The organism is Sphingomonas sp. HMP6 (assembly GCF_013374095.1).
Lineage (GTDB): Bacteria > Pseudomonadota > Alphaproteobacteria > Sphingomonadales > Sphingomonadaceae > Sphingomonas.
On record NZ_AP022672.1, the window covers coordinates 2,692,244 to 2,713,273 of the forward strand.

The following is a 21,030-nucleotide window of genomic DNA, read 5'->3' on the forward strand; positions in this document are numbered from 1 at the left end:
CGATCACCACCAGGTCGCATAGAGCGCGATCAGGATCAGCACGACGCCGACCGACGCGCCGTTGAAGCTGGTTGTCGTCTTGAACTGGACGCCTTCCATCGTGATGCGATTGGCGTTCGCGCGCGCCTTCACGGTCAGCGACAGGATCACCGCGAGCGCCAGCGATACGAGAAACACCAGCCCCATCCGGTTCATGAACGGCAGGTCCGGAAGCGCCTCCCGGAAGATGTAGGACAGCAATACCGACGATACTGCCGCCGCAATCGCCCCTGCTTCGTTCGCGCGTTTCCAGAACAGCCCGAGCAGGAAGATCACCGTGATGCCCGGCGTGAAGAAGCCGGAGAATTCCTGAATGAACTGGAACGCCTGGTCGGACTGTCCGATCAACGGTCGCGCCAACAAGATCGCGATCAGGATGGCCACGCCGGCGGCAATCCGTCCGACCAGCACCATCCGCGTCTCGCTTGCGGCATCGGCGCCATCGCCGGTCTTGATCCCGCGCACCTTGGCGTACAGATCGAGCGTGAAGATCGTCGCAATCGAGTTAATCTTGGACGCGGTCGACGCGATGATCGCGGCGATCAATGCAGCAAACACCAGCCCCAGGATCCCCGGCGGCAGGAGGCGCATCATGGTCGGATAGGCCTGGTCGGGCTTGCTCAACCCCGGCGCCAGAATGACCGCAGCGATACCGGGCAGCACGATGATGACCGGCATCAACAGCTTCAGATAGGCCGCAAACACAATACCTTTTTGCGCTTCGCCCAGATTCTTCGCGGCCAGTGCGCGCTGGATGATATATTGGTTGAACCCCCAATAGCTGAGATTGGCGATCCACATCCCGCCGACCAGCACCGCGATGCCGGGCAATTCCTTGAAATGCGGGCTGCTCGGCGACAGGATCATGTCGAAATGATCAGGCACGCGGCGCGTCAGTTCCATGAAGCCCCCGATGATCCCGGCATCGCCGCCGATCTTGCTGAGCGTGAGGCCTGATACCATCAGGCCGCCCAGCACCAACAGCGTGACCTGCACGATGTCGGTCAGCGCAACCGCCTTCAGGCCGCCGCGCAACTGATACAGCAAGGCGAAGCCGCCGAGCGCCCACAGCGCTACCGTCTGGTCGATCCCGGCGACTTGGTTGACCGCGATCGAGCCGAGCCAGATGATCGAGGTGAGATTCACGAACACGTAGAGCGCCAGCCAAAAGATCGCCATGATCGTGCGGATCGTGGGACCATACCGCTGTTCCAGGAACTGCGGCATCGTGTAGATTTCGTTCTTCAGGAAGATCGGCAGGAAGTATTTGCCGACGATCAGCAGCGTCAGCGCCGCCATCCATTCATAGGATGCAATGGCCAGACCGATCGCATAGCCCGATCCCGACATGCCGACGATCTGTTCGGCCGAGATGTTCGCGGCGATCAGCGATGCACCGATCGCCCACCACGGCAGCGATTTGGACGCGAGAAAATAGTCCGACGTGTTCTTGGTATGCCCGGCCTTTTCGCGCGAGACATATTGGGCAAGGCCAAAGATCGCGATGAAATAGACAATGACGACGGCAGCGTCGATGGTGGCAAGGTTCACGCGTTACTCCCCAGTAACGGCCAAGCCGATCAGCCGCCGTTTTCCCGATATGCCGCCGGTTCGCGGTCTGCCGACTATTTATATGACTAAATGTCTTTGTCCAGCGGCGCGGATGGGGCACACGGGTGACAAAGGCCCAATCGTGCGCCACTATGCGGGCAAATATGGCGACCAAACCCCCTTCTCTCGACCTTGCGCCCACCAATCTGCGCCCCTCGCTCGGGCGCAACCTCACCTACGGTATGCTCGACAGCCTCGGCCGCGCGATCGTCACCGGGCGCTATGAGCAGAACCCCTTCCCGACCGAGGCGCAACTTGCCCAGGCGCACGGCGTCAGCCGCTCGGTCACGCGCGAAGCGGTCAAGATGCTGACCGCCAAAGGTCTGCTCAGCGCACGGCCGCGGCAAGGGACGGTGGTGCAACCGGCGAGCAACTGGAATCTGTTCGATACCGACGTGCTGCGCTGGCTGCTCGAACGGAAATTTTCGGTCGACCTGCTGCGGCAATTCAACCAGTTGCGCGTCGCGATCGAACCCGAAGCGGCCGCGCTCGCGGCGCGCTTCGGCGGCCCGGCCGATTTGGGCAAGATCGACGCCGGGCTCGCACGGATGGTAGCAGCGGAACAGGGGCAGGACGAACCGCTGGAGGCCGATATCGCTTTCCATGTCGCGATCCTGACCGCGTCGAAGAACCCGTTCTACATGCAGTTCCACGACGTCGTGACGACCGCGCTGCGCACCTCGATCCGCTTCACCAACCGGATCAAGGGGCGCACCGCGAGCATCGCCGACCATGAAGCCGTGCGCGACGCAATCACCGCGCGCGATGCCGATGCCGCACGGCTCGCGATGCGGCATTTGATCAGCGACGTGCTCGAACTGATCGAACAGGTCGAGGCCGAGCGCGAAGCCCCGGCTACGGCGCCGTCATCTTGATCGGTACGATCTGCCCATAGGAATCGTAAGAGATAGGCTGGATCGCGATTTTCCGGTCGTCGCTATACGGCCCGGTGCCCTTCTTCCCCTCCCAGCGATGGTAGACGATCGACCACGATCCATCTTTCGGATCGCGTACGAAGCTGTGATGCCCCGGTCCCTTATAGCGCTTGTCGCTCTGCAGCAGGGCCCCGCGATATTTCCAGGGGCCGATCGGGCTCGGCGCCATCGCATACTGCACTTCGTAAGCCGCCGTGTTCCAGCTTCCGTGGCTGTACGACAGGTAATAGATGCCGTTCCGCTCATGCATGAACGCCCCTTCGGTAAACAGCGGCGGCTGTGCGATCTCCACCTCATGGTCGATCGTGACCATATCCGGCTTGAGTTCGAACACGCGCAGCGTCGCGCCCGCGCTGCCGCCCGCATAGAGATAGCGGATCCCCGATTTGGGATCGACGAATACCATCGGGTCGATCGCTTCGAAGCCGTTGCCGCCGGTCAGCAGCGGCTTGCCGCTGTCGCTGCACGGACCCTGCGGCGCAGCGCACACCGCCACGCCCAAGCGGCTCGGCGAGGGGTTCTGCGGGCCGACCGAATAATAGAGGTAATATTTGCCGTTGGCTGCGACCATATCGGGCGCCCACAGATAGTGGCGCGGCTCGCGGTCATCCTTGATCCACGCAATATCCCGCAGCGCCAGCATTTGGCTTGCCCGCGTGAAAGTCGTCCGGTCGGGCGACACCCACGCATCCAGCGTCTCGCCGCGTCCGGTCGGATACACCCACAACTGGCCGTTGAAATAGTCCGCGTCGGGATCGGCCCCGACGATCACCGATTTCACTTCCTGCGCGGCACCCGGCGCGGCAAAGGCCACCACCGCGAACGCCGCCAAAACCGTCTTGCGCATGTCCCAGCCTCCGTCAGTTCGCAGCCGGCACCACGCCCTTCGGCGCGGCGGCAAGGCGCGTGATCAGGTCGGTCTCGGCCACGCGGTACGGCTTGCCATCGGCGCGCAGCACTTCATGGAACCAGATCGGCGGCTCCTCATAGGTATAGGGCTTCTTCCAGCTGTCCCACGGCAGGCGCGTCTGCGTCTTTCCGTCGACGAAGCCCCAATTGAACATCGCGATGTTGAGCTTCTTGGCGATCGGCAGCGATCCGTCGAAGGTCGATCCGTTGCCGCGCGCCATATATTCGGTGCACAGCACCGGGCGGCCGTAGCTCAGCATCTGGCGCGCGCGGACCAGGAAGGTCTCGGGCCAGCTATAATCGTGAAAGCTCAACACGTCCGAGCGCGCGATCTGGATCCGCTCAACCGCATCGAGCTTGGCATTCTGGTCCCAATGATCGCCAGTCCACACGCCCGAGGTGAGCGGCTGAACGGGATCGACCGACTGTGCCCAATCGAACACCTTGTCGAGCAACCCGGCGACCAGCACATTCTTATTGGGCGTGGCCGCATAATTGCCGCCGCCGCCATTGTTGGGCTCGTTCCACACGTCCCACGCGAGTACGCGATCGTCCTTGCCGAAGGTGCCAACGATATCCTTCACATAGCCTTCGAGCTTGGGATATTGGCTCTTGTCCGCAAGCCGCGCGGCGCCCGGTGCTTGTACCCAGCCCGAATTGTGCACGCCCGGAATCGGCGGATGCTGCGGTCCGGCAACGGGATTGGGATCCCAGCAGCTGTCGAACAGCACGAACATCGGCTTGATCTTGTGTTTCGCGGCGATCGTCAGGAACTGGTCGATGCGCTGCTTGAAGCCCGCCGCGTCATTCTCCCACGGCAAATTGTGCAGGAAGACGCGCATCGTCTTCATGTTGAGTTTCTCGGCCCAGCCCAGCTCCTTGTCGATCGTCGCAACGTCGAACGTGTCGGCCTGCCACATCTCCAGCTCGTTGATCGCGGTCGCCGGCGTGTAATTCGCCCCCACCATCCACGGCTGCGCGTCATACCAGGTCTTTGCCTTGGCCTTGGTCCACAGCTCGCGCGCTTCGGCGACGCCGCTGCTGAGCGTCAGCGAAAGCGCGGCGGCAAGCGAGAAAAGAATGCGATTCTTCATGATTGGTCTCCGCTTCACTTGGCGCGCTGACCGGTGGTCAGCCGGTAGGTCATGACGTTGCGATAGGTCTGGCCGGGGTCGAGCCGCGCCGAGCCGAAGCCGCGCTGGTTCGGCGTGTCCGGGAAAATCTGCGGCTCCATCACGAAGGCATCGCCCTCGCGGTAGATCTTGCGCGCTTTGCCCGAGCTCGTCCCGTCGAGGAAATTACCCGAATAGAATTGCAGGCCCGGCTGGGTCGACCACAGTTCGAACCCGCGCCCCGATGCCGGATCATAGGCACGCGCCATCAAATGCTGCGTTGGCGTCACGGTGCGGCCGATCACCCAATTGTGATCATAGCCGCGCCCGAACACGATCTGTTCGTCGCGCGCATCGCGAACGCGCTCGCCGATCGCGCGGGGCGTGCGGAAATCGAACACCGTCCCCGCCACCGGCGTGAAGGCGCCCGTCGGGATCGCACCGCTGTCGGTCGGGGTATAACGTTCCGCCGGGATCGTGATGAGCGTGCCCATCGCACCGTTCGCCGACCCTTCGCCCGACAGATTCCAATAGGCATGGTTGGTGATGTTGGCGATCGTCGGGCGATCGGTCGTCGCGCGATATTCGATCGTCAGCGCATTGGCTTCATCGAGCGAATAGATCGCATCGACCGTCATCGTGCCGGGATAGCCCTGATCGCCATCGGGGCTGACGTAGCGCAGCGTGACCGATGCGATCGGGCCGGATTTCAGATCGACGACTTCCCACAACACCTTGTCAAACCCGACCGTGCCGCCGTGCAGCGCGTTGACGCCGTTATTGACCGGCGTCTGATAGGTCTTGCCGTCGAGGACGAAGCGCCCCTTGGCGATGCGGTTGGCAAAGCGGCCAACCGTCCCGCCGAAATATTGCGGCGTAGAGAGATAGTCGTCGATCCGCGCATAGCCCAAGGCGACGTCGGCACGCTTGCCCGCGCGATCAGGCATGATCACCGACTGCAAGCTTGCGCCGTAAGCGATCACCGTCGCCGAGACACCGCGCCCGTTGCTGAGCGTTACCGCAGGCACCGCGCGCCCGTCGGGCAGCTTGCCAAAGGTCGAGCGCTTGGCCTGCGCCGCCAGCGCCGGAGTCGCCACCGCACAGCCGAGCGCGGCAAGCGCCCCGACCCCCGCCTTGATCCAATTCCGCGCCTTGATCCTGTTCCGCTCCATCTCCGTCCCTCTTTTTTTCGTGTCAGTGGCTGTCGCGCGGCAAGCCCTTGGTCTGGGCAATCCGCTGATATTTGACGGCATCTTCGATCACCGCGCCGGTTTCGAACTGGCCGACTTGCGCGCGGTACATTTCCTGCCACGGCGTTTGCGATGGCGGCGCGAGCGTGTCGCCCGCCGCCTCCAGCGCGGCGCGGCGGCGCGCGATCTCGGCGTCGTCCACCAACATATCAACGCGGCGCTGGGTCAGATCGATCCGCACCCGGTCGCCGCTCTGCACCAGCGCAAGACCACCGCCGACCGCAGCTTCAGGACTGGCGTTGAGGATCGAGGGGCTGCCGCTGGTGCCCGACTGACGCCCGTCGCCGATGCACGGCAATTCATGGATGCCGGCGCGAATCAGCGCGGCGGGCGGGCGCATGTTGACCACCTCCGCCCCGCCCGGATAGCCGACCGGCCCGGCCCCGCGCATGATCAGGATCGTATTCGCGTCGATGCCGAGTGCCGGATCGTCGATCCGCGCGTGATAATCCTCGGGGCCATCGAACACGACTGCCTTGCCCTCGAACGCATCGGGCGAGGCCGGATCGCTGAGATAGCGGTTACGGAATTCGTCCGAGATGACCGACAGCTTCATGACCGCCGAATCGAACAGATTGCCCGAAAAGACGCTCAAGCCCGCGCCATTGCGCAACGGTCGCGCGAGCGGACGGATCACGTCTTCGTCCTCGATCTGTGCCGCGCCGACATTGGCGGCGAGCGTCTGGCCGTTGCAGGCCACCACTTCCCCGTCGAGCATCCCGCCACGGTACAATTCGCCCATCACCGCGGGGACGCCACCGGCGCGATAATAATCCTCGCCGAGATATTCCCCCGAAGGCTGCAGATTGACCAGCAGCGGCACGTCGGCGCCGTGCGATTCCCAATCGGCGAGCGTCAGGTCGACGCCCATGTGCCGCGCGATCGCGTTGAGGTGAATCGGCGCATTGGTCGATCCGCCGATCGCCGAATTGACCCGAATCGCATTCAGGAACGCCGCGCGCGTCATGATCTCGCTCGGCTTGCGATCGGCCTTGACCATCTCGACGATCCGCCGCCCGGTTTCCCACGCGCATTGCTGCCGGTCGCGATACGGCGCAGGGATCGCCGCCGATCCGGGCAGCGACATGCCGAGCGCTTCGCACAGCGAATTCATCGTCGTCGCGGTGCCCATCGTGTTGCAGAAACCAGTCGAGGGCGCGGACGACGCGACCAGTTCGATGAAGCCCTTATAATCGATCTCGCCCGCCGCGAGCATTTCGCGCGCTTTCCACACGATCGTGCCGGAACCGGTGCGCTGTCCCTTGTGCCAGCCATTGAGCATCGGCCCGACCGACAGTGCGATGGCCGGAATGTTGACCGTCGCCGCCGCCATCAGACAGGCGGGCGTCGTCTTGTCGCAACCGATCGTCAGCACCACGCCGTCGAGCGGATAGCCGTACAGCGTCTCGACCAGCGAGAGATAGGCAAGGTTGCGGTCGAGCGCGGGCGTGGGGCGCTTGCCGGTTTCCTGGATCGGATGCGTCGGAAATTCGATCGGGATGCCGCCAGCATCGCGAATCCCCTCTTTGACACGTTGCGCCAGCACGATGTGATGGCGGTTGCACGGCACCAGATCGCTGCCCGTCTGCGCGATGCCGATGATCGGCCGGTTCGACTGCAATTCCTCGAGGCTCAATCCATAATTGAGATACCGCTCGATATAGAGTGCGGTCATGTCGGGATTGTCTTTATTGTCGAACCAGGAACGCGAGCGCAGGCGCAGTCCCACTTCCCTGCCGTCTATGTCGCTCACTTGCCTCTCCACTCCGGCCGCCGCCTTGGGATGTTACATGCGACTGTTATGCCGCTTGTCCGGGTTGATAGTGGCTGCCCGCCGCAATAGAAAGCATATATATCGTATAAAAGACAGGAGAGCGTGATGAGCGGATCGAACAAGGCCTTCAGCGACCCGATTCGCGTCGGTCTGGTCGGCATCGGCAAGATCGCGCGTGATCAGCATGTTCCCGCGCTGCTGGCCGATCCGCGCTTCGTGCTGGCGGCGACTGCGAGCCGCCACGGACGGATCGATGGCGTGCCTGGCTATCACGATATAGCCGAGATGCTGGCCGGGCCGGACCGGATCGATGCGGTGTCGCTGTGCACCCCTCCGGGCGGACGGATCGACATCGCGCGCGTGGCGATCGACGCAGGCAAAGCGGTGATGCTCGAAAAGCCGCCCGCGACGACGCTGGCGGAGGCCGAGGCGCTGGTCGCGGCGGCGCAGGCGGCGGGCGTGCCGCTGTTCGCCACCTGGCATTCGCGCGAGGCCGCCGCAGTCGAGGAAGCCCGCGCATGGCTATCCGACAAGACCGTGCGCGCGGCGCGAATCATCTGGGCGGAAGACATCCGCCGCTGGCATCCGGGCCAGGAATGGATCCTCGACGAAGGCGGGTTCGGGGTTTTCGACCCCGGCATCAACGCCTTGTCGATCATCACCCGCTTGCTGCCGGATTCGTTCGCCGTCGAGCAGGCTGAGCTTGCCATCCCTGCGGGCCGCGCCTGCCCGATCGCCGCAACGGTCGCGTTGCGCAGCGGCGCTGTGCCGGTCGCGGTCGAGCTCGACTTCCTGCGCACTGGGCCGCAGCGTTGGGACATCGAAATCGACACGGACCAGGGTCCGCTGCGCCTGTCCGATGGCGGCGCGACCAGCACGATCGGTGACGAAGCGCCTCGCACAGCATCAAACCGTGAATATCCCCGGCTCTACGCACGCTTCGCCGAACTGTTGGCCAGCGGACAAGCAGACGCGGATCTGGCACCGCTCGCGATCGTCGAGGCGGCGTTGACCCGCGGCACAATTCAGAAGGTCGCCGCCTTCGCCTTCTGATCCCCGGCTTGTCTTATTTGTCTTATTAATCGCTTGTAATCTGTCAATCGCGGCGATTATAGGAAGCGAGGCTCCGCATAGAGGGAGCGGACAATAACGAACGCCATAAAGGGGAGGCCGCGCATGCGCCTGAAATCGATCATTCTCGGGTCCACGTCGCTGCTGGTGTTCGGCACCGCGCTACCCGCCGCCGCACAGACCGCCACGCCGGCCGACCAGCCCCCCGCCACTGCGCAGGCCACACCAGTCGCCGACGATTCGGTCGGCGAGGACATCGTCGTCACCGGCCTGCGCCGCAGCCTGGAATCGGCGCAGAACCTCAAGAAGAATTCGATCCAGCAGATCGATTCGATCGTCGCCTCCGACATCGGCAAGCTGCCCGATATCGCCGTTTCGGACACCGCCGCGCGCATCGCTGGCGTCCAGGTCAACCGCATCGGCGGCGAAGCCTCGGGCGTCTTGGTGCGTGGCCTGCCAGATTTTACCACCACCTATAACGGGCGCGAGATCTTCACTGCCGAAACGCGCGTTGTCGCTTTGCAGGATTTCCCATCCTCGGCGATCACCGCGCTCGAAGTTTACAAATCGACCTCGGCCAATCTGGTCGAGGCCGGGCTTGCCGGCCTGATCAACGTCCGCTCGCGCCGCCCGTTCGATTATGACGGGTTCGAACTCGCCGGATCGGCCTGGGGGGTCCACACCACCGAAGCCGGCAAGATCACGCCCAACGGCAACATCCTGATCAGCAATCGCTGGGACACCGGAATCGGTGAGATCGGCGTGCTGCTCAACGCGTCCTATACCGAGCTGAGCTATCTCGATGCCGAGCCGTCGAACACCGACTTCATCGCCGATCCGACGATCAACGGCCAACGCGTCCGCTTGCCCGACATTCAGCGGCTGTTCTACCGCTCGGGCAACCGCACGCGCCCCTCGGGCAATTTTGCGGTCCAGTGGCGCCCAAGCGCCGCACTCGAATTCTATGCCGAGGGCCTGTACCAGGGCTTCCGCAACAAGATCAGCGACCGCAACTTCGAAGTGCCGCTGTACGGCGGCACGGTCAGCAATCTCGTGACCCGCCCTGGCACCAATCTGGTCAGCAGCGGAACCGTAACCGGCTCACCCGGAGCGATCTTCTCGTTCCAGGGCGCGACCTACAACAAGACCGACACCTATCAATTCGCGGTCGGCGGAACCTATAAGGCCGACCGGCTGAAGATCAGCGTCGATCTCGCCCGCACCGACAGCACCTTTACCGGCTCGACCGAGTCGCTCGATCGCACGATCGCGGGCACGCAGACGGTCAATTACGATCTCTCCACGCCGAAGTTCGACATCCCCACCTTCAACCCGGCCGATCCGTCGGCCTATCTCTTCGACGGCCTGTATGAGGAAGCGCAGCAAGCGAAGGGCGACGATTATCAGGCCCGCGTCGATCTGGAATATCGCACCGATCTGGGGCCACTGCGCAGCATCCAGGCCGGTCTGCGCTACACCGATCGCAACGCGCACCGCGAATATGGCAATCGCTACGCCGGCTTCCGCGGTCGCGGGATTGCGCAAAGCGCGTTGCCGCTCGACATCGCCAGCGTGCGCGCCGGTACCCAGGCCGGATTTTCGACCTTCCTTGCGCCGACCTATGACAGCATCCGTGGTAATCTCTCGCAATTGCGCCAGTTCGTCATTGGTCTCGGCGCACCGAGCAACGGCTTCGGCACCTATACCGTCTCCGACGTCGCGCCCAACCCGGACTCACGCTACGACGCGACCGAGAAGACCTATGCCGCCTACGGCCAGATCAATTACGGCTTTGGCGATTTCGCCGATGGCGTGATCGGCATCCGCGCGGTGAAGACCGAAGTGGGCGTCAACGGCACGTCGCTGATCACGCCCGTTGCCGGTGGTGCAGCGGTGCCGACGCCGGTTTCGGCCAGCCAGAACTATACCGACTATTTGCCCAATGCGAGCATCCGCTTCCACTTCACCCCGCAACTGCAATTGCGCCTGTCGGCCACGCAGACGCGCACGCGGCCGACCTTCGCGCAGATCAACCCGTCGGCCAATCTTGGCCAGCCGGGAAATCAACCGAACCCGGGCGACCCGTTCACCAACGCGCGACGCGGCGGCGGCGGCAACCCCAATCTCCGCCCACTGCGGTCGGACAATTACGATGCTTCGCTCGAATATTATTTCGCGCGCGCCGGGTTCGCATCGGTGGCCGTGTTCCGGCGTGATCTCGACGGGTTCATCCAGAACCAGGATACGCGCTTCATCGATCCGGTGCTCGGGCCGATCATCCTGTCGCAGCCGATCAACACCGGCAAGGGCAAGATCGACGGGGCCGAGGTGCAATTCTCGACCTTCCTCGATTTCAAATTCCTGCCGACTTTCCTGCACGAATTCGGCTTCCTGGCGAACTACACCTATCTCGATGCCAAGACCGGTTTCCCCAACAATGCGGGCGCGCTGACGCTTGACCGCATCCTCGGCGTGTCGAAGCATACCTACAACATCGCCGGTTTCTACGAACATGGCCCGCTGGCGCTGCGGCTGTCGTACAACAAACGCAGCAGCACGCTCGAATCGCGGCAGGATCGCGGCAACGATCTGTATCTGGAGGAAGGCGAACCGGCCGGCCGCCTCGATCTGTCGACCAGCGTGAATTTCACGCGCAACGCCACGCTGTTCTTCGACGCGACCAATTTGCTGGGCGATCCCTACCGCGTCACCTTCACCTCGGCGCGCGATGGCGCACCGCGCGCGGAATATGTGCGCTTCCTGCGCTATGAGGAAAAGACCTACACCGTGGGCCTGCGCTTCCGCTTCTGATGCAACCTCAATGCCGGGGGAGACTTGGCTTCCCCCGGCAAAGCACTAGCGCAGCGACACCGCGTGCGCGCGTAGCCCCGCTGCGGGCGCATCGAAGGCGAACAGGCCCCCGGCATCCGGCTGCCCCGCCAGCGCTTCCTCCGACAGGCCAACCCGCGCCGTCGTGACATAGCCGGTGCGCAGATCATCCCCGCCGAACGCCACCTTGGTCACATTCGCGCACGGCACCGCGACGCTCTCAAGCAACGCCCCTGCTACGCTGTACCGGCGCACGCACCAGCCGCCCCACAGGCCGACCCACAGGCACCCTTCCGAATCGATCGTCACCCCGTCGGGATGCCCGTCCGCGGGATCGATCGTGACGAACACCGTACCAGTTCGTAATTCTGCCGCGCCGCCGTCAATATCGAAGCGCCAGATCAGCCCCGCCAGCGTATCGACATGGTAGAGCCAGCGGCCATCCGGACTGATCGCGGGGCCGTTGGTGATCGTGCACGCCCCGCCCGCTTCGCGCACCGCCCCATCGAAGCGATAGACCCGGCCGGTCGGCGCTCGCTCCCGATCATCCATCGTGCCGAACCACAGGACACCGTCCGGCCCGACGGTCGCGTCGTTGGTGCGGTTATGCGTAGGCATGTCGATCTCGGCCACGGTCTTGACGACCACACCCCGTTCCAGGCGCTGGAGCTTCCCCCCATTACCCACCAGCAGCGCGCCATCGTTCAGCGGCACGATGAAGCTCGGCGATCCGCCGACATCAAACGTCTCGCGTCCGCCGCCTTGCGGCATCAGCGCATGCAACTGGCCGCGCTTGATATCGACGAACCACAGCGTGCGCGTCTCCGCCAGCCAGATTGGCCCCTCACCCAATAAAGCGGCGCAGGGCCACACGAGACGAGCCGCAGCGGTCCCCGACGATTCGGTCATGCTGTCTTATCCTGCCGATCTGTGATCATCGCTGATCTTAACAGCAAGCACCGGAAAACGAACAGGAAAGCACCCAAACTGCGGCCGTGGATTGCGGGGTCGGCGCTGCCCACCATCACGCAGTCGAAAAGACTGAAGCGGGCGAAGGAATTCGAACCCTCAACCCCAACCTTGGCAAATTGCCGGAAGGCCTTTTCGCACCTTCTCCAGAGCGCGCTATACTGCCCTTATCTTCCTGAATAATGTTTGGAATATTTTGCAGGCCTACGCTCGAGATATGTTAGAAATGACCGGCGGATTCCATCGTGGTGGACGCCCGCAGGCCCAAGGTTGGGGTCAAAGTAGCGCCAGGTATCGGTCGCAAATCTTGCCTCCACAGTCCCCACCAAGCGGCTGATCGAAACCGCCAAGCCAGCCCTCAAACGCTATGAGATCTGGGACAGCGACATCGCCGGCTTTGGCGTCAGGATCGCCCTGAGCGGGAGCAAGACTTTCGTCATTCGCTATCGAGCGCAAGCCGGCGGCTCAAAAGACCGACAGCGCGAGGTGTGCGGACGGCGGCGATCCTGCCAGTGTCGATCGCAAACACACGGGTAGGGCCGGCGTCGGTAAAATTGACGCGTATTGCCGGGAGCACGCCGCGACATTTTTGTGCTCTCGGTCGTAATCCATTCGGTTGTTGAGCTGGGCTGGCCAGCGCCGATCCAGGCTGTGTCAACGATGTATTCGCCGGTGCCGCCGTCACAAAGGGGACCGCCGATCCGATCGATCCGTCGAACAGCTTCATGCCGCTCTTCGTTGCGACGTCGAAAACGGGTCGGCCGAGCACCCCGCGAACCGTCGCACTTTCAACGTCATCGTCAACATTGGGTACCACGCTATCGATGTTCGCAAGAGCAACGCTCCTCGGGACCGCAACGACGGTCTTGCGATCGACAAGGTGATCGCCGTGCCCCTTGTCGATCGAAAGAAAACGCATCAGCGCGCCGCTGGCAAACCACAAGATCAGCTAAAAGCTGATAACGAGCGCCACCCTCTTGTGAAGGCGGCTGGCAATCGTGTGATCCGTTGGCGACGCAGTTTCAGCTGAACATCCTTGCTATTGGACGGGCTTGCCGTGGCTGCTGAGCCAGCCCTGAAGCTCGCCAATGTCCTTTTCCTGCATCTCGATGGTCATTTGCGCCATCCGCTTGGTATCGGCGTCGGTTGCCTGAGCAAGCGCGACGCGCGACATGGCAATCGCACCACGATGATGCTCGATCATCTTGCGGGTCCACTTCTCCGAAGCGTCGCCGGCCTTGGCCATCATCATCTTCATGTGCATGTCCATCTCGGACTTCGCATAGGGATTGGACGGATCATTCATCATCATCGAATGATCCATGCCCGCCATGCCCGTCATAGCAGGCTTCACTAGTTTAGCGTGCTTGTGCTCGTGTGCGAGCGCCGGGGTCGCCAGTGCGAACGCCGCAATCGCGGCCGTCGTGAGCGTGTGTTTCATTGGTCATTCCTTCCTCGGATGGCCCCCGCCTGTCGTAACCTGTCGCAGCGCCGGATGGAGCCAGGCTGCAACCCGGTAATATCAAAACCAGATACGGATCCCCGCAACGAGGCCCGCGCTGGTGGCATCCTCGCCAGCGGCGCGGGCATAGCGGCCGGTCTGTCCGACTTTTCGCGCCCATGACACGCCGACATAGGGCGCGAACTGGCGCTTGATCTCATAGCGAAGCCGCAAGCCGACCTCGGCCGTGGACAGCCCCACGCCGATCCGGCTCGATAGCACATCCTGCGCGGCAAAGTTGAGCTCGATGCGCGGCTGCACGACCAGCCGCTGCGTGAGCCGCTGGTCGTAATAGCCGCCGAGGCGGCCGAGCACGTCGCCTTGGTCGGAGAGGAACAGCGCGCCCTCGACCTCGAACCAATAGGGTGCGAGACCCTCAAAGCCGACGGTCGCATAAGTGCGTCGTGCACCGCGTCCGAGATCCTGGCGGATGCCGACCTGCGCGTTGAAATACGGATCGATGGCGCGGCTGTAGAGCGCTTGCACTTCGGCTTCGTCGACGCCTTCTCCGAATCTGCCCTCGCCTTCCGTTTTGATCGTCAGGCGGTTGATGTCGCCCCCATACCAGCCCTCGCCGTCCCATCGGAAGCCGTCCTGCCCGCGACGGGGCTGATACTCAGCCAAGTTGAACATCACGAAGCCGAAGGTCTGCGCACCGCTCTCGTTCATCATTTGCCGATGCGACCGTTCGATCTCGGCAGCGGGGAAGATGCGCGTCGCATAGTGATCGGTCGGCGGCGCTGGAGCAGGTGCGTTGCCCGCGGGAAGATCGGTGCCGCTCTTGGCCGTGTCGGGCATCGCACCCTGGTCGACCGCTACGCCGTCCACCGACGATGATGACGCGCCAGGCTGATCACGGGGCATTTCCATACCGGGCATGGTCGCGTGATCCATCCCGCTCCTGTCGTCCGCTTTGGGAGCGGGCGATGCGGCCGCCTTGCCTGGTGCGCGTTTGACCGGCTTTGTCTGGGACTTGTGCGTTGCGGGCTTGCGCGGCTTGGCGAGCGGTTTGGGTGCAGGCATTTTCATGCCCGGCATCGAACCATGGTCCATCCCCGACATGCTCTGGGCTAGCGCGGGAGAACTCGCACCGAGCACGGCAACCAGGGCAAAGCCGATGACGCGACTCACGCGGCTTCGCCGCGCGGGCGCACGCTGACGACACGCATCATGCCCGCCGCCATGTGGTAAAGCAGGTGGCAGTGAAACGCCCAGTCGCCGACGGCATCGGCGGTGACGTCGAACGTCACCTTGCCGCCGGGCAGTACGATCACCGTGTGCTTGCGCGGGGCGTGGTCTCCATGCCCCGTCACCAGCTCGAAAAAGTGACCGTGCAAGTGGATCGGATGGCTCATCATGGAGTCGTTGATGAGGTTCACCCTGACCCGCTCGCCTTCGATAAACGGGATCGGCGCGTGATGATCGGACATCTTGACGCCGTCGAACGACCACATGAAGCGTTCCATGTTGCCGGTCAGATGGAGATCGAGTGAGCGGTCAGGCGCACGCACATCCGGGTTGCGGTCGAGCGCGATGAGGTCGCGGTACGTCAGCACCATGTGGCCGACGTCCGCCAGACCCTGGCCCGGCTCGCCGGTGCGATCCATCGGCATCGGCGAAATCGTCTGGACGCCGGGATTGCGTTTCACCTGCGGCGCGGCCGAAAAGTCGCGCATCTTCATGCTGCCGTGATCCATGCCCGCCATCGCGTGGGCGGCAGGCGCAGCCCCCGACATGTCCATCTCGGGCATCGATGTGTCCGGCGCTGGTGCCGACATGTCCAGTGTCGGGGCACCGTGGCCTATCGCGGCATGGTCCATCCCGGCCATCGCGCCACCCGACATATCCATGCCGCTCATGTCGCCCCCCATGTCGCCCATGCCCATGTCGGTCATGGTGACGAGCGGTCGTTTGCGAAGCGGCGGAACTTCAGCGGCCATCCCAGTACGCGGCGCAAGCGTTGCACGCGCCATGCCAGAACGGTCGCTCGCCTCGCCGACGAAGGTATAGGCGCGGTCGTCGCTCGGCGTGACGATCACGTCATAGGTCTCGGCCACACCGATCTGGAACTCGTCGATTTCGACCGGGCGCACGTTGAGACCGTCGGCCTGGACGACGGTCATGCGAAGGCCGGGAATGCGAACGTTGAAGAATGTCATCGCCGACGCGTTGATGATGCGCAGGCGAACCCGCTCGCCGGGCTTGAACAGCGCCGTCCAATTGTCGCGCGGGCCGTGGCCGTTGACGAGAAACGAATAGGTGGAGCCGGTCGCATCGGCGATATCGGTCGGGTCCATTCGCATCTTGCCCCAGTCGATGCGGTCCTTGAGCGGCTGATCGCGCCCCGCCAGCAAGCCACCGAGCGTCTGGCGCTGCATGTTGAAGTGGCCGGGATTGACCTTCATGTTCCGGAAGATCGCTTCGGGCGCCAGCGGGCTGTGATCGGACAGCACGATAACGTGCTCACGGTCCGATACGATCGGGTCGACGCCTTCGGGATCGATCACGATCGGCCCGTAGAGTCCTTCCTGCTCCTGAAAGCCTGAATGGCTGTGATACCAATAGGTGCCCGCCTGATTGACGGGAAATTCGTAAAGGAACTTCGAACGTGGCTTGATGCCGGGAAAGCTGACACCGGGCACGCCGTCATACTGGAATGGCACGAGCAACCCGTGCCAGTGGATCGAGGAATCGACGTCGAGTTCGTTCGACACCGACAGCCGCACCTTTTGCCCCTGACGCAGGCGGATCAGCGGTCCGGGCACGGTGCCGTTGATACCGATCGCGCGCAACGGCCTGCCATCGATCCGTAGCGTCTGCCGCGCAATCCGCAGCGCGACATCGGGACCGGTCACCGTCGGCAGTGGCGCGACAATACCTGACGACGCCGTTTGCGCCCAGGCCGGGAACCACGCGGCCAGCGCAGCGGTGCCACCGACTGCAACCCCGGCGCGCAGCAGCGCGCGGCGATCGATAAGAGCGCGGGTTTCAAAGCGTTCGTTTAGGGCCATGCACCTTATACGCGGCGCGTCAGGTCTTCCCTCAACGCATCGTTCAGTTTTTGGCGCGCACGATAAAGCCGCGTTTCGACCGTCTTTTCGCTGACCCCGAGTGTGACTGCGACCTCGGCTTGCGACATGTCCTCGATCGTCCGGAGCAGCAGCGCCTCTTTCAGGCGTGCGGGCAAGGCGGCAATAGCCCCCGCCACGCGGGTCAGCTTCTCCCGGTCTTCGGCGGTACGCTCTGCCCCGACCGCCTCGTCGGGAATAGACTGTGCGGCATGGTCCGGCATTGCGAAGCTGAACAACCGCCGCACTGCGCGGCGTCGTCCCCAGTCACGCGCTTTGTTGAGCGCAATCCGCGCGATCCAGGCCCGGAACGGGCGTGCCGGGTCATAGCGATCGAGCGCCCCGAATGCGGCGATCAATGTTTCTTGGGTGACATCCATCGCTTCGTCGGCATCACCGGTTGCACTGCGGACCAGCCGATAGACGGCCTCGCGGTGGCGTTCGGCGAGCACGCGGTAGGCAGCTTGCGTGCCGCTGCGCGCTAACGCCGCCAGTTCCCCGTCGGATGCGTCATCAAGCGCAAGCGTCACCGCGCGTCAGCGGTCAGCGCCTTGACCACAGCCTGATCGAACACCGCCGTCTGGTCGGGCTTCAACAGCGATCGCATGGCAAAGACATGTTCGAGCGTCGCCTTTTGTAACTTCCCCATGGTCATGTGGCAGGCATCGACAGCGGCGGCGACACGCGGACCGAAGCCGTGCTCGGTCTCGATTGCGTCGGCCAGGCGCGCGTTGTCGGCGCGCAATTCGAGTTCGAGCGCTTTGCGCCGGACCGAAAATGTCGCTTCAATCGCGTCGAGTTTCGTATGCTGCTGCGCGTCGAGCGTAAGCTTGTCGTGCAATACGGCGTGCAGTTCGGCACCCGTGTGCGATGGCGCTGGAAGCAACACCCGCCCGATAAAAACACCCGCGATCGCAGCGAGAAACGCGATGACCCCGATGATGACGGCACGGCGCAACACGGTCACGGCGTTTGTCCAAGCAAGGTCGAGGGCATCAGCGGGGAGCTGGCCGCAAAGGGTGTCAGCGAGCCCTGCGCCGAGGCCGGCTCGGTCGGCAACGCGGCACCGGCTAAGCCGACCGCAAGCGCAAAGATCCCAGCAAATGCAATGGGTCGACGAAGATCAACAGCGCGTGCCGCCGCCACATCTGCCAGCATCGCGCCGTCGATTGCAGCAAGCCTTTGCGGCACGGGCAATTGACCCAGCTGGATCACCAAATCCTCGACGTTGCTCATAATCGACCTCCGCTCCGATCCTTACCATACGGCGCTCATCCAATTGTCCCTTAATCGACCGCAATGAGGGATCGGGCGTCGTGATGCGTATGCAGAGCGAACCCATTGAGGAGCCTGCCATGACCAACCGCTTTCGCGCCGCGCTGTTCGCCATTGCCGCTTTTGCAACAAGCAACGCGGCACTCGCGCATACCCATCTGATCGCTTCGACTCCGGCTGCAAATGCCAGTGTCGCAAAACCGACAGCGATCTCGCTGAGCTTCAGCGAGACGGTCATGCCCGAATTTTCGGGAGCGGATGTCGTCATGACCGGGATGCCGGGAATGGCCAACCACCAGCCGATGAAACTGTCGGGGCTGAAGGCGAGCTGGAGCGCTGACGGCAAGACGCTCACGCTCGTTGCTGGCCGCGCGTTTCCGGTCGGCAGCTATCAGGTGACGTGGCACGCGGCGGGCGCGGACACCCACCGGATGCAGGGTGATTTCACGTTTTCGGTCAAATAGCGGGTGAATGACCCGCTCTCCATCGGCATCCGGTTCGCGCTTTACGCGGACTTGATGCTGCTGTTCGGGCTACCCTTATTTGCAACCTATACGCGGGAAGAGCGGGAAACCTTTCTCGATCGCCGCCGGGTGCTCGTCTCGCTCGCCGTGTTCGGAGTGGCGCTGTCCGCCCTTTCGATCGTGGCAATGACCGCAGCGATGGCGGGGGTTGCGATCCTCGATGTCGACCGCGCCTCGATCTGGGCGATGATTTTCGAGACGCCGATGGGCAAGGCGTGGAGCGTGCGCATGGGGGCGTTGGCGATGGTAGCGATCATCGTCGTCCGCTCGCGGACGCCCGCCGTCCCCACCGCGCTGAGTGCGGTTGCGCTCGGCTCGCTGGCATGGACGGGGCATGGGGCGGCCGGCGAGGGCAGCGCCGGGACGGTCCGACTCGTCGGCGACCTTGTCCACCTGCTGGCGGCGGGGGCGTGGCTGGGCGCGCTCGTAGGGCTGGGCGCAATGCTGTGGGCGGGTGATACTGCGGCAGCGACGCACCGCGCGCTCGAAAGGTTCGCAGCGGTCGGCACGGTCATCGTCGCCGCGGTCGTCGGCAGCGGTCTGATCAACGGCCTCTACCTCGTCGGCTGGTCGAACCTCGGCCGCCTGCCGTTCACGCTCTACGGGCAATTGCTGTTGCTCAAGCTCGCGCTGTTCGGGGGGATGCTCGGGCTCGCCGCGATCAACCGGTTCCGGCTGACACCTGCGCTCGGTAATGCACAGCGCCAAGACGTCAATAGCGCGCGCCGCGCGTTGTCGCGAAGTCTGATGGTCGAAACTGTAGCGGCATTGGCGATCCTCGGTCTGGTCGCATGGCTCGGCACGCTCGCACCACCGATGTCGCAATAGCCGACGCAAAGGAAACGCGAATGGCGAGGGTCAGTCCATATCGCCACTATCCCTCCGATCGGATCGGCAGGTGGAAGCGGCACACTGCGCCGATGCTCGGTCACGAGCCTTGCGCGCCACCGGATCCAGGAGCATCTGCGCGAGGCTTGCGCCCCGGCCTCCGCCGCGACGGGCGAGCGAGGTCGCGATCGCCTGATGGCCCGAATGATCGGCATTGGGCGAAATTTTAGGCGATCGCTTCGGTACGTCCAAGCCGTTCACTGCGGTAATACGTGAACGACAGCCATAGCGACATTGCCCCCATCAGATGCCATGCGGCGTGGCCTTGTAATAGGCTGTGTGGCGCGCAGAGTATTAGATGCTGGTCGAGGTTCCAGATCACCAACGCCAGCCCCATCACCGCAATGCCACCAAGATAATATCTGGTCCGGGCCCCAGCGCGTTTCGGGCGCGCAAAGATCAACTCCCCCGCAATCGCCGCCAACAACAACGCGGTAAATAGCGGTCGGCGCAAATCGGGTGCGATCAGCAACACGGCCACCAGCGCAACGGACAGCGCGACATACGCCCAGGTCGCGGAGCGCGCCGGAATATCCTGCCACCGGGCCAGCGCCATGATCAGCATGAACGACCCGATCAAATACATGCCGACCACATCGAAAAACTGGCCCCACAACGTCAATGTTGCATGCAGCATCACCGATCCCAGCCCGACGATGATCGCGGTCGTTCCGAGCAGCATCACCGCTTGCCGCGGCATCGCTGAAGCCCAGGTCGTGCCGCTACCGAGCGCGATCATTAGAAACCCGGCGAATACAAAACCGAGAGACGATACACTGTTTGCCGGCTGCACGATCAGTCCGCTTCGCGGGGTCTCGCAAAAGCAACGTGTCGCCGTGCACGTGGCGGCTGCGTATTTGGTCCAGTCGGGGCCCAGCACCATCAGCAGCAGCACGGTCATCGCAGCCGCGAGCGCCGTGAGCATTAGCGCCGTCCACGCCTGCCGCGCCGTGATCGCCAGATCCATCCCCTGCCCCTTACCTTTTTAGACGATAGCGAATGCGCGCTACGCTAGCGCAAGTGTAAAACAATTTTGGAAGATAACCGACGCCGCACCACGTCACCGACTCATAAATCGCATCCAGATTTTTGCGGATGCGAGTTTGATGAGGGCGAGATCGTATTCGGCGTGGTTTTCGTACCGTGTCACGATCGCGCGGAAGAGCTTGAGCTTGCTGAAGAAGCGTTCGACGAGATTGCGGTATCGGTAAAGGAAGCGGCTGCAGGCGGGGACGTTTTTGCGGTTGGGCATTGGCCTGACGTTAGCCCAGGCAG

20 protein-coding genes are annotated in these 21,030 nt (G+C 63.4%); 5 read left to right on the forward strand and 15 right to left on the reverse strand.

Annotation, left to right across the window (positions count from 1 at the left end):
* Nucleotides 1–3: 3 nt before the first annotated feature.
* The gene (locus HMP06_RS13110) at nucleotides 4–1,590 is read right to left on the reverse strand and encodes a sodium/sugar symporter (protein ID WP_176497476.1); all 1,587 of its coding nucleotides are present in this window, start codon (nucleotides 1,588–1,590) and stop codon (nucleotides 4–6) included.
* Nucleotides 1,591–1,754: 164 nt separating this feature from the next.
* On the opposite strand from HMP06_RS13110, the gene HMP06_RS13115 reads away from it, so the two are divergent.
* Nucleotides 1,755–2,525: a FadR/GntR family transcriptional regulator gene (locus HMP06_RS13115; protein WP_176497477.1), complete on the forward strand. Its 771-nt coding sequence runs from the start codon at nucleotides 1,755–1,757 to the stop codon at nucleotides 2,523–2,525.
* On the opposite strand, the gene HMP06_RS13120 is transcribed toward HMP06_RS13115, so the two are convergent.
* The 4 genes from HMP06_RS13120 to HMP06_RS13135 are packed head-to-tail and all read right to left on the reverse strand — an operon-like array spanning nucleotide 2,506 to nucleotide 7,531.
* Entirely contained in the window at nucleotides 2,506–3,432 is a 927-nt protein-coding gene (locus HMP06_RS13120) for a family 43 glycosylhydrolase (protein ID WP_176497478.1), read from the reverse strand. The genes HMP06_RS13115 and HMP06_RS13120 overlap by 20 nt on opposite strands.
* 13 nt (nucleotides 3,433–3,445) lie before the next feature.
* Complete coding sequence (locus tag HMP06_RS13125) at nucleotides 3,446–4,588, reverse strand: 1,4-beta-xylanase (protein WP_176497479.1); 1,143 nt, start codon at nucleotides 4,586–4,588, stop codon at nucleotides 3,446–3,448.
* Between the two features lie 14 nt (nucleotides 4,589–4,602).
* On the reverse strand, nucleotides 4,603–5,778 hold the full coding sequence (locus HMP06_RS13130) for an aldose epimerase family protein (protein ID WP_176497480.1): 1,176 nt from the start codon (nucleotides 5,776–5,778) through the stop codon (nucleotides 4,603–4,605).
* Between the two features lie 22 nt (nucleotides 5,779–5,800).
* A complete protein-coding gene (locus HMP06_RS13135) occupies nucleotides 5,801–7,531 on the reverse strand; it encodes an IlvD/Edd family dehydratase (protein WP_232089968.1) in 1,731 nt (576 codons plus the stop codon).
* A 204-nt stretch (nucleotides 7,532–7,735) separates the two neighbouring features.
* On the opposite strand from HMP06_RS13135, the gene HMP06_RS13140 reads away from it, so the two are divergent.
* Complete coding sequence (locus HMP06_RS13140) at nucleotides 7,736–8,683, forward strand: Gfo/Idh/MocA family protein (protein ID WP_176497482.1); 948 nt, start codon at nucleotides 7,736–7,738, stop codon at nucleotides 8,681–8,683.
* Between the two features lie 123 nt (nucleotides 8,684–8,806).
* On the forward strand, nucleotides 8,807–11,512 hold the full coding sequence (locus HMP06_RS13145) for a TonB-dependent receptor (RefSeq protein ID WP_176497483.1): 2,706 nt from the start codon (nucleotides 8,807–8,809) through the stop codon (nucleotides 11,510–11,512).
* A 45-nt stretch (nucleotides 11,513–11,557) separates the two neighbouring features.
* On the opposite strand, the gene HMP06_RS13150 is transcribed toward HMP06_RS13145, so the two are convergent.
* The 8 genes from HMP06_RS13150 to HMP06_RS13185 form a co-directional block, all read right to left on the reverse strand.
* Entirely contained in the window at nucleotides 11,558–12,439 is an 882-nt protein-coding gene (locus HMP06_RS13150) for an SMP-30/gluconolactonase/LRE family protein (RefSeq protein ID WP_176497484.1), read from the reverse strand.
* 496 nt (nucleotides 12,440–12,935) lie between these two features.
* Nucleotides 12,936–13,442 (reverse strand): hypothetical protein, encoded by a 507-nt coding sequence (locus tag HMP06_RS13155; RefSeq protein ID WP_176497485.1) that lies wholly within the window; start codon nucleotides 13,440–13,442, stop codon nucleotides 12,936–12,938.
* Nucleotides 13,443–13,538: 96 nt separating this feature from the next.
* Nucleotides 13,539–13,940: a DUF305 domain-containing protein gene (locus tag HMP06_RS13160; protein ID WP_176497486.1), complete on the reverse strand. Its 402-nt coding sequence runs from the start codon at nucleotides 13,938–13,940 to the stop codon at nucleotides 13,539–13,541.
* An 81-nt stretch (nucleotides 13,941–14,021) separates the two neighbouring features.
* Nucleotides 14,022–15,131 carry a copper resistance protein B gene (locus HMP06_RS13165; RefSeq protein WP_232089675.1) on the reverse strand — a complete coding sequence of 370 codons (1,110 nt, stop codon included), beginning with the start codon at nucleotides 15,129–15,131 and terminating at the stop codon, nucleotides 14,022–14,024.
* On the reverse strand, nucleotides 15,128–17,011 hold the full coding sequence (locus tag HMP06_RS13170) for a copper resistance system multicopper oxidase (protein WP_176497487.1): 1,884 nt from the start codon (nucleotides 17,009–17,011) through the stop codon (nucleotides 15,128–15,130). Before HMP06_RS13170 ends, HMP06_RS13165 begins: the two co-directional genes overlap by 4 nt.
* Nucleotides 17,012–17,016: 5 nt before the next feature.
* A complete protein-coding gene (locus tag HMP06_RS13175) occupies nucleotides 17,017–17,598 on the reverse strand; it encodes an RNA polymerase sigma factor (RefSeq protein WP_176497488.1) in 582 nt (193 codons plus the stop codon).
* Nucleotides 17,595–18,035 (reverse strand): periplasmic heavy metal sensor, encoded by a 441-nt coding sequence (locus HMP06_RS13180; RefSeq protein ID WP_176497489.1) that lies wholly within the window; start codon nucleotides 18,033–18,035, stop codon nucleotides 17,595–17,597. Before HMP06_RS13180 ends, HMP06_RS13175 begins: the two co-directional genes overlap by 4 nt.
* A complete protein-coding gene (locus HMP06_RS13185) occupies nucleotides 18,032–18,304 on the reverse strand; it encodes a hypothetical protein (RefSeq protein ID WP_176497490.1) in 273 nt (90 codons plus the stop codon). The genes HMP06_RS13180 and HMP06_RS13185 overlap by 4 nt, the downstream gene beginning before the upstream one ends.
* Nucleotides 18,305–18,423: 119 nt before the next feature.
* Here HMP06_RS13185 and copC point away from each other — a divergent pair, with 119 nt between their 5' ends.
* Together copC and copD are read left to right on the forward strand one after the other, a co-directional pair.
* Nucleotides 18,424–18,807 carry a copper homeostasis periplasmic binding protein CopC gene (gene copC, locus HMP06_RS13190; protein WP_176497491.1) on the forward strand — a complete coding sequence of 128 codons (384 nt, stop codon included), beginning with the start codon at nucleotides 18,424–18,426 and terminating at the stop codon, nucleotides 18,805–18,807.
* Between the two features lie 3 nt (nucleotides 18,808–18,810).
* Nucleotides 18,811–19,695 (forward strand): copper homeostasis membrane protein CopD, encoded by an 885-nt coding sequence (copD, locus tag HMP06_RS13195; protein WP_176497492.1) that lies wholly within the window; start codon nucleotides 18,811–18,813, stop codon nucleotides 19,693–19,695.
* A gap of 226 nt (nucleotides 19,696–19,921) precedes the next feature.
* On the opposite strand, the gene HMP06_RS13200 is transcribed toward copD, so the two are convergent.
* Both HMP06_RS13200 and HMP06_RS13205 read right to left on the reverse strand, forming a co-directional pair.
* Complete coding sequence (locus HMP06_RS13200) at nucleotides 19,922–20,656, reverse strand: ceramidase domain-containing protein (protein WP_176497493.1); 735 nt, start codon at nucleotides 20,654–20,656, stop codon at nucleotides 19,922–19,924.
* A gap of 159 nt (nucleotides 20,657–20,815) precedes the next feature.
* Nucleotides 20,816–21,007, reverse strand: a complete 192-nt coding sequence (locus tag HMP06_RS13205; protein WP_176497494.1) for a transposase — start codon at nucleotides 21,005–21,007, stop codon at nucleotides 20,816–20,818.
* Between the last annotated feature and the right edge of the window lie 23 nt (nucleotides 21,008–21,030).